This window comes from Streptomyces murinus (assembly GCF_002154555.1).
GTDB classification, from domain to species: Bacteria; Actinomycetota; Actinomycetes; order Streptomycetales; family Streptomycetaceae; genus Streptomyces; species Streptomyces murinus.
Map to the genome: position 1 here is coordinate 1 of NZ_MUNF01000757.1, position 4594 is coordinate 4594.

The 4594-nt window shown below is 75.5% G+C and carries 3 protein-coding genes and 1 pseudogene; 1 reads left to right on the forward strand and 3 read right to left on the reverse strand.

All coding sequences use genetic code 11. From position 1 onward, the window contains the following. The 3 genes from CCN72_RS34445 to CCN72_RS34455 form a co-directional block, all read right to left on the reverse strand. On the reverse strand, positions 1-1127 hold a 1127-nt coding region (locus CCN72_RS34445; RefSeq protein WP_107430243.1), incomplete at its 3' end, for an NAD(P)/FAD-dependent oxidoreductase. Next, positions 1124-2569 (reverse strand): FAD-dependent oxidoreductase, encoded by a 1446-nt coding sequence (locus CCN72_RS34450; RefSeq protein ID WP_086812274.1) that lies wholly within the window; start codon positions 2567-2569, stop codon positions 1124-1126. The genes CCN72_RS34445 and CCN72_RS34450, both read right to left, overlap by 4 nt. After that, the gene (locus CCN72_RS34455) at positions 2566-3999 is read right to left on the reverse strand and encodes an FGGY family carbohydrate kinase (protein WP_086812276.1); all 1434 of its coding nucleotides are present in this window, start codon (positions 3997-3999) and stop codon (positions 2566-2568) included. Before CCN72_RS34455 ends, CCN72_RS34450 begins: the two co-directional genes overlap by 4 nt. A gap of 309 nt (positions 4000-4308) precedes the next feature. Between CCN72_RS34455 and CCN72_RS34460 the strand changes: the two are divergent. After that, a pseudogene (locus tag CCN72_RS34460) lies at positions 4309-4594 on the forward strand (hypothetical protein); the annotation flags it as partial.

Consider the following 4594-nt stretch of genomic DNA (forward strand, 5'->3'; position numbering starts at 1 on the left):
AGGTGGGGCGGGGGGGGGGCGGCGGCCGGGTGACGGAGGTCGGGGCCGGGGCCGTTGGGGTCGACGCGGCCGGGAGTGAGGAGGTCGGGGGTGAGGCGGTTGGGAGTGATCCAGCGCAGTGGCGACTCGACGGTGACGGGGATTCCGGGGCGCGGCCAAGGGGCGCCCGCCAGATGACCGAGGACGGCACCGGCCGCCCTGGCTCCCTCGCGGGCCGCGGTGCCTGCGGGCTCCACGGCGTGCAGGAGGTTTCCGGCCGCGAACACGCCGGGGCGCGAGGTGTGCAGGGCGGTGTGCACGGTGGGGCCCCGGGTGCCGGGGTCGAGGTCGAGGGCGCCGCGCCGGGCGAGTTCGTGGTCCGGGACGAAGTCGCCGGTGAACACGACGGTGTCGCAGGGCAGTACGGTCGTACGGCCGTCCCGGTGGCGGACGCGGACGCCGGACAGCCGCCCGTGGCCGAGGAGTTCGGTGACCGTGGTGCCGGTCAGCAGCGGAATGCCCTGGACCAGTCGGGCCGACCGGGCGCGGGCGGGGCTCGTACGGGCCCGGGGGTGTTCGGTGACCAGCGCGACGACCTCGGCACCGGCCGTGCGGACGGTCCGGGCCGCCGCGTACGACACGTCCCGCGCCCCGACCACGACCGCCCGGGTGCCGATGCGCTGCCCGAACAGATGGACCGCCCGCTGGAGTTCACCGGTGGTGTAGACACCGGCGGGCCGGGTGCCGGGCACCAGGCGGGCCGCGCGGGGGCGTTCACGGGCCCCGGTGGCGAGGACGACGGCCCGCGCGCCGAGGGCCTCGGGTCCGCCGGGCCCGACGGTCAGCAGAGTGTTCGCCCCGGGGACGGCCGCAACTTCCCAGTCCAGCACGGTGGTTCGCGTCCTGATCACCGCACCCGCCCGCTCGGCCGCCGCCGCGAGCAGATGGGCGTAGCGCGGGCCGGTCAGCGGGCGGGTCCAGGTGCCGAAGCCGCCGTGGGCGCAGTGCCGGGGCACTCCCCCGGGCCGCGTCTCCCGCTCCAGGACCTCCACGCGTCCGGCTCCGGCGGTGGCGAGCCGGGCCGCCGCGGCGAGACCGGCGGGCCCGGCGCCGACCACGAGGACGTCGACCTGCCGTACCGCCGTCACGCGCGCTCCCCGCTGCCCTGCCGTTCGAGCAATTCCCTTACCGCCGCCCCGCAGTAGAACCCCTGGCAGCGGCCCGCCCGCGCCCGGGTGCGGCGGCGCAGGCCGTCCGGGCCGCGGGGCGGGATCGGACCGGCGAGGGCGTCGCGGATCTCGCCGAGGGAGACCCGCTCGCAATGGCAGACGAGGGTGCCGTAGGCGGGGTCGGCGGCGATCAGTTCGGGGCGCTGGTGGGGGCGCGGGAACGCCTCGCCGAGGTTGGGCATGCGCACCGGTTCCAGATCACGCTCGGGACCGAGGTCGAGGCCGCTGTCGGCGAGCAGTCCGGCGATGTGTTCGGCGATGGCCAGGGAGGCGGTCAGACCGGTGGAGCGGATGCCGCCGACGGTGACGTACGACCGCTCGGGGTGCGCGGCGATCCGGTAGTCCTCCTGCCCGGTGGCCGCCCGCAACCCCGCGTAGGCGGCGATGACTTCCTCCTCGACCAGCGCGGGCAGGACCCGGCGGCCCCGCTCCCGCAGCAGGGCGATGCCCTCGGCGGTGGTGCCGGTGGCCCGCTTGTCGTCCAGGTCCTCGGCGGTGGGACCGAGCAGCACCTTGCCGTACACGGTGGGGGCGACCAGAACTCCCTTGCCGAGCGCGGTCGGTACGGGCAGCAGGATGTGCCGGACCAGTGGGCGGGCGAACGTGTCGAACACCAGGAGCTGGCCGCGGCGCGGGGTGACGGTGAAGTCGTCGTGTCCGAGGCGGCGGTCGAGGGTGTCGGCGCCCAGCCCGGCCGCGTTGACGAGATGGCGGGCGCGGAGGGTGCCCCGGGAGGTGTGCAGGTGATGCCCGCCGTCCCAAGTGACCTGATCCACAGCGGTGTTCAGGTGCAGTGCGACTCCGGCGCGGACGGCCTGGGTGGCGTACGCCAGGGTGGTGGTCCAGGGGCAGATGATGCTCTCGCCGGGGATGTGCAGGGCGCCGAGCGCGCCGGGACCGAGATGCGGCTCGCGCGCGTACAGCTCCGCTTCGCTCAACGGTCGTGCTTCGTCGTAGGAGTTGGCTGTCGCCTTCGCCGCGAGCCCCGGCAGGGCGGCGAGTTGCTCCTCGTCCCAGGCGACGAGCAGCGCGCCGACGGGTTCGACGGGGATGCCGGACTCGGCCGCGTAGGCCGCGAGTCGAGCGTGTCCCTCGCGGACGAGCCGGGCTTCCAGGGTGCCGGGTACGGCGTCGAACCCGGTGTGCAGGATCGCGGTGTTGGCCTTGGAGGTGCCCTGGCCCACATCGTCCTGCGCCTCGATCAGGGCGACGCTCAGGCGGGGGTGGCGGGCGAGCCGGCGGGCGATGGCGCAGCCGACGACTCCGGCGCCGACGATCGCGATGTCGTACGGCCGGTCGGGCAGGGCGCCTTCGGCGGTGACGGTCGGGGGTCCCGGGAGCGGATCCCTGGCGTCCCTCATGAGCCGGGCAGGGCGGCGACGGCCGCGCGGAAGCGGGCGCGGCGTTCGGCCGCCAGGTCGGCCGGGATGCGGGGCTCGTACACGGCGGCGGGGCGCTCCTCGGGCAGGGCTTCGGCGATGCCGAGGTCGGGGTCGGCACCGAGGCGGGCGAGGGCGGCGGCGCCGAGCGCGGTGGCGTCGGGCAACGCGGAGACCTCGACGGGGAGTTGCAGCAGATCGGCCTGGGTCTGCATGAGCAGCGCGGAGCGGGTGAGGCCGCCGTCGACGCGCAGCGCCCCCAGCGGGGTGCCGAGGTCGGTGGCGGCCGCCTCGGCGAGTTCGGCGACCTGGGCGGCGATGCCCTCGCACAGGGCGCGCACCAGATGGCCGGCGGTGGTGTCGAGGCCGAGCCCGGTGAGGGAGCCGCGCAGTTCACCGCGCCACCAGGGGGCGGCGAGTCCGGCGAGGGCGGGCACGAAGGTGACGCCACCGCTGTCGGGGACGGCGCCGCCGACCGGGTCGAGGTCGGCGGCGGAACCGATGACCCCGAGGTCGGCGAGCCAGCGCACCGCGGAGGCGGCCGTGTAGACCTGCCCGTCCAGGCAGTAGCTGGTGGTCCCGCCGAGCCGCCAGGCCACGCAAGCAGCGAGCCCCGAGTCGCCGCGCCGGGGACGTTCGCCGGTGTGGGCGAGCAGGAACGCGCCGGTGCCATAGGTGCACTTGGCGGCGCCGGGGGCGGTGACGCGCTGGGCGAGCAGCGCGGCCTGCTGGTCCACGATCAGCCCGGTGAGCGGGATGTCGTAACCAAACTCCCGGGTGTCTCCGATCGGTTGGGCGACATCGGTGATGGCCGGGAGGGGTTCGCCGGTGAGACCGTAGAGGTCGAGGGCGCGGGCGGACCAGCGGACGTGGTCGAGGTCGAGGAGCTGGGTACGGCCGGCGGTGGCGGCGTCGGTGACGAAGGCGCCGGTGAGGCGGTGCACCAGCCAGGCGTCCGAGGTGGTGACGACGCCCTCGCGGGTGAGACGGCGACGGATCCAGGCCATCTTGGGCGCGGCGAAGTACGGGTCCAGGGGGAGACCGGTGAGCTGCCGCAACTCCTCGCGGTGATCGTCGAGTTCGGCGCAGACGGTCTCGGCGCGGCGGTCCTGCCAGACCAGGGCGTCGGTGAGCGGGCGGCCGGTCGCGGGGTCCCAGGCGAGGACGGTCTCGCCCTGGTTGGCGAGGCCCAGGGCGACGACGGGCTCACCGGCCTCGGCGAGGGCGCTCCGGCCGGCCGCGAGCACCGACTCGTACAGCGCGCCCGGGTCCGCCTCGACCAGCCCGCCGGGCCGGTGCCGGGGGCGGACCTCGGCGTATCCGGTGCCGAGGACACCGCGCTCCGGGCAGACCACCAGGGCCTTGGTGCCGGAGGTGCCCTGGTCGACGGCGAGTACCGGCCCCGCCGTCACGCCGGTCCAGCCGTCCGCCGCTCCGGTACGGCCGTCCGGCGCGCCGCCCCTGTCATGCGTACCCTCCCGCGCCCGGCACCAGAGATCACCACGTCAGCCTGCCGCCGTGCGCATCCGGCGTCAAGCCGACCCGAGGCGGACCGATGATCTGCCAACTCACCTGGCTGGCTCATTGAGTTGGCAACAATGGTGAGGCTGAACCACCACCCCTATAGTGGCCGCCGACCACCACGCACCGCCCAGGGGAGGGCTGTTGCCACCTCATTCCGCCGCCTCGTCCATGCGTCACCGGCTCCGGGGCTTCGGCTGATGGCACGCGAGGGAGCGAGACCCTCCTACGATCCCGCAGGACCCGACCACGCCCTGCGCGCGGTGCTCCAGGAGTTACGCACCGGGCGCTGGGTGGCCATGCGCGCCCTGCTCGCGGAGACCACCGAGTGGTGGCTGTGGACCCAGCGCACCCAGATCCTCGCGGCGGCGGCCGCCGGCAGCGATGTGGTGCGCGCCTGGCTCGCGGAGGAGCCGGACAGCGCCCACGCGGGGGTGATGCGGGCCCGGATCGGCGTGGAGCGGGCGTTACGGGCCCGCATCACCC

What these genes read in the sequence shown, in the direction of transcription:
- CCN72_RS34450 (WP_086812274.1), bottom strand. Translation starts at nt 2,569, where the DNA reads ATGAGGGACGCCAGGGATCCGCTCCCGGGACCCCCGACCGTCACCGCC.